Source organism: Streptomyces calidiresistens (assembly GCF_014141525.1).
In the GTDB taxonomy this organism is placed as follows: Bacteria; Actinomycetota; Actinomycetes; order Streptomycetales; family Streptomycetaceae; genus Streptomyces; species Streptomyces calidiresistens.
The window spans coordinates 1-3,642 of record NZ_VKHS01000576.1; the positions used below are offsets into that span (position 1 = coordinate 1).

The 3,642-nt window shown below is 73.9% G+C and carries 3 protein-coding genes; all 3 read right to left on the minus strand.

Annotated elements, in window-relative coordinates; translation table 11 throughout:
* Positions 1-307: 307 nt before the first annotated feature.
* Positions 308-727 carry a PPOX class F420-dependent oxidoreductase gene (locus tag FOE67_RS19830; RefSeq protein ID WP_182666196.1) on the minus strand — a complete coding sequence of 140 codons (420 nt, stop codon included), beginning with the start codon at positions 725-727 and terminating at the stop codon, positions 308-310.
* Between the two features lie 494 nt (positions 728-1,221).
* On the minus strand, positions 1,222-1,659 hold the full coding sequence (locus tag FOE67_RS19835) for an ATP-binding protein (protein WP_182666197.1): 438 nt from the start codon (positions 1,657-1,659) through the stop codon (positions 1,222-1,224).
* 895 nt (positions 1,660-2,554) lie between these two features.
* On the minus strand, positions 2,555-3,115 hold the full coding sequence (locus FOE67_RS19840) for a flavodoxin domain-containing protein (protein WP_182666198.1): 561 nt from the start codon (positions 3,113-3,115) through the stop codon (positions 2,555-2,557).
* Between the last annotated feature and the right edge of the window lie 527 nt (positions 3,116-3,642).

Consider the following 3,642-nt stretch of genomic DNA (forward strand, 5'->3'; position numbering starts at 1 on the left):
GGGCGTGGGGGCGCCGCGACGCGAGGCGGGTTCCCGCTGGTGGGAGCCGTACCGGGAGGCGTTCACCCGGGAGGGGTGGTCACGTTCCGCTACCGGGCGCACGCGGGGCGCATGGGCCCCGGGGCGTGCTCCCGTCGCCTCCTCCCGCACACCGTCCGGCATGCGTACATGCGTTCGCCCGGCGGGTCTCCGCGGCGATCGGGGCGGTGGGGAGCGCGGAGGCCGCCGCGGTGCGCCCGGGCCCGCAGGCGCCCCGGGGCCGGTGGGAGGGCGCCCGGGTGGCGGCCTCCCACCGACCGACGCGCCCTCAGCCGGTCTGGTCGTTGTCCTTCATTCCGCCCCAACCGTGCCAGCGGTCGATCTCGATCCACGCGCTGACCCTGCCCCGGTCGCGCACGGGGTAGGGCTTGCCGGTGTAGTGGTGGGAGAGCCGGTCGATGTCGGCGAGATCGGTGTCCTCCCGGATGTCGACGACGCGTCCGATCAGGCTGACGTGGGTGTACCAACTCTCCTCGTCCATGACGCTGAGCGTCACCCGGGGGTCGCGGCGCACATGGGCCAGGCGTCGGCGGCCCTCGTCCATGTTGACCAGCACCCGGCCGTCCTCCCACAGGTACCAGGTGGGGGTCGCGACGGGGGATCCGTCCGACCGCAGGGTGGCGATCACACAGGGGTTGGGGCGGGTGAGCATCTCGATCGCGCCCGACGGCAGCGGCGGCTTGGACACACGAACTCCTCGACGGTCCTCGGCGGGGGTGCCGGACGCGGCTCGGGGCCGTGTCCGGCCGGGGTGGAACCAGCATCGCGGACGCCGGCGGCCGGGGGGCGGAGGCGCGGCCCGGTGGCACCGGCGTGTCCCGGCGAACGGGCCTCCCCCCGTACGCCGGGACCGGGCCGGGCCATCGGAGACCGGCCCCGGTCGGGGGTGCCGGGTCCGCGGTCCCCGCCCTCGGGAGCGACGACGATCACGGTGCCGGCCCCGGAGGGCGGGGGCGATCGATCCGGCGCGGAACGCGGCCGGTACGGCCACCGGGATCACCACCGATGCCGCCACGCCGACGACGAGTGCCGCGGTGGTACCGGTCGCGGGGCGGGACCGCCTTCCCCGCGCGCCCGCCCGTTCCCCGTGTCCCGAGTGGTCGTCACCACCGGCTTGCCCGTGAAAAGCGGGGCCGCCAAGCGCTTCCCGCGAGTCGGCCGGAACCCGCCCGTCGAGAGGGTTCAGCCGGCCTCGGAGCCCAACGCCACCGCGAACCAGACCCACTTGCCACCGGGCACCCGGGTGCAGCCGAGCGCCCCGGTCATCTCGCGCAGGAGCCACAGGCCACGACCCCCCTCGGCATCCCAGTCGGGGAGGGTCACCACCGGCACCCGCCCGCAGTGATCGAAGACCCGCACCCGCACCGTCGCCCCCACCTGGTGCAGTTCCAACCGACACCGCGGGTCCCCGGCGTGCTTGACGACGTTGGAGAGGAGTTCGGATATCCCGAGCCGGATCACCGACACGGCGTCGGCGTCCCCGCCTCTCCCCCGGACCAGGCGTCCGGCCTCGTCGCGCCACCGCTCGATGTCCCCGGCCCGGGCGATGATGTCCCAGCCGGGTTCGATCCCGTGGTGGGGGAGCCTGCCCCGACGACCGAGGGATTCGGTATCGACCATCGAAATCCTCCGACGCATCGCTGGGCATCCGGCGACGCCGAATGGCGAACACCGACCACGGACGCGCGGCACCGAACGGCGCCGAACCACCGGGGCGGACGGCCCGGGCGTCGCATCCCGACAAGGGCACGTTGTCACGACGGGAATGCGACACGCAAGCCCGTCCCACGGTTTTCGCCATTCGGGGAATGTCGGCCCGGGATTCCCCGACCGCGGGAGCGGCGAGGGGCACCGGGAACCGACGGGGGCGCCGGAGGGGCCTCGGACCCACCTGCAACGACGCCGGACGGTCGGGGACTTGTGGTGTCCATGGGGAGGCCGGCGCCCCCCGGGCCGGAACGGAACGGCAACCGGATTCGCGTCCTTTCCGCCGGTCACTCCCGTCGACATATCGAATGCGCGGTGCGAGGCGCCAACGGAACGGCCGGATTTCGAGCCGGCGTGTCCCCCCGCTCCGGAAGACACGAAATTCCCCACGGAATGGGCAGGGAAATCCCCGAATGAATTCTTCGGGTAATTCACCGGGGGTGATTTCCCTCGTCGCAGGGGGTCGGGAACACCGGCCGGGATCCGGCGGGATCCCGCCGGATCCCGGTGGCCGGGTCGCGTCCGGTGGGGCGGTTCCCCCTCCCCGCCGGGGGCGGGGACCGGATGGCGGGAACACGCACCGACTCGTCGACCGTCACCCGGTCGGCACGGAACCCGTTGCTCCTCCCGATCCCTCCCACCCCTTCCACCGGATGACCTCACTCATCGCCCGAAAAAGATCAATCGTGATCGAAGAAATGCCTTTCTCCTCACGGCCTCGGTCGTACCACCGGGCAAAGGCCCACCCCGCACGGGACGGCGCGGCACCGGCCGCGCCTCCGTCCGCACGGCCCCGGAGGCCGGGGGATCACCTCCCCCCGCCCCCACCCGGCGAGGTCCGCCGCCCGGTGGAGGACGCGGCCAGCCGATCCGCGACGGAGTCCGCCCACGCCTCGATCACCGGCCAGTCCCGGTAGTCCCCGTACCGTCCGCCCATCGCCCGGAACAGGGTCCGACCCACCGAGTTGAGGTGGTCCGGATGGACCTTCCCGGAGAACACCCTGTGCTCGACGGGGTGAATCCGCTCCCGCAACGCCTCCACGATCCGGCGCCGCTGCTCCTCCTCGGCACGGGCCCTCAACCGATACCCCAGGGCGCGCGACATCCCGACGGTGAACATCCACACCGGCATCCGGGACAGCTCCGCCGTGTACCGCTCCAGCCACCGCCGGGCGCCGGGCAGCCAGTCCCGGTTGTGGACGGCGCTGCCGAGAACGCACGCGTCCCACTCCGTCGGGTTGCCGGGGTCCCCCTCCTCCAGGGACCGGCACTCCACGCGATACCCCGCTCCCTCCAGCCGCGAGGCGATTCGCTCGGCGATCTCCCGGGTGGAGCCGTGCTCGCTCGCGTAACCCACCAGGACGATCATGGTCGCTCCTCCTCACCGATGGCTTCGGGTGACGTGCTCTCCTTCCAGCAGGCGCCGACGACACGCCGGTGTCAAACGGGGCCGGGTGAACGGGAGGGCATCTCCCCCCTCCCGCGGACCGGACCGCCGCACGGATGCCTCGCGGATCCGGCGCCGCACGCCCGTCCGGAGCCGGTGTCCGGGGCACCCCGGTGCCACCGGTCGGCCCAGTGGGGCCGCCCCGGGTGCGGCACGGCGGCCGACCGGTGTGCAAGCCTCCGCGACCTGGTGATTCGTATGCCCGCCGGGCAGGCCCGCCGGAGCCGCGGGCCCACCGCCGTGCGACTGATCGCATGCCGCGGTGCGGGGCCGCCGCTACATTCCGATGGCATGGAGCACAGACCCGCGGAGCACCCCCCGGCCCCCCACCGTCGTGCCATGCTCACCGCGGGTGCCGGCGTCGGCGTCGCGCTCATGGCGGGCTGCGCCCGCGGAGGTGTACCCGGAGCGCCGGCGGCGCCCACCGCCGCCGGCGCTCCGGGTACACC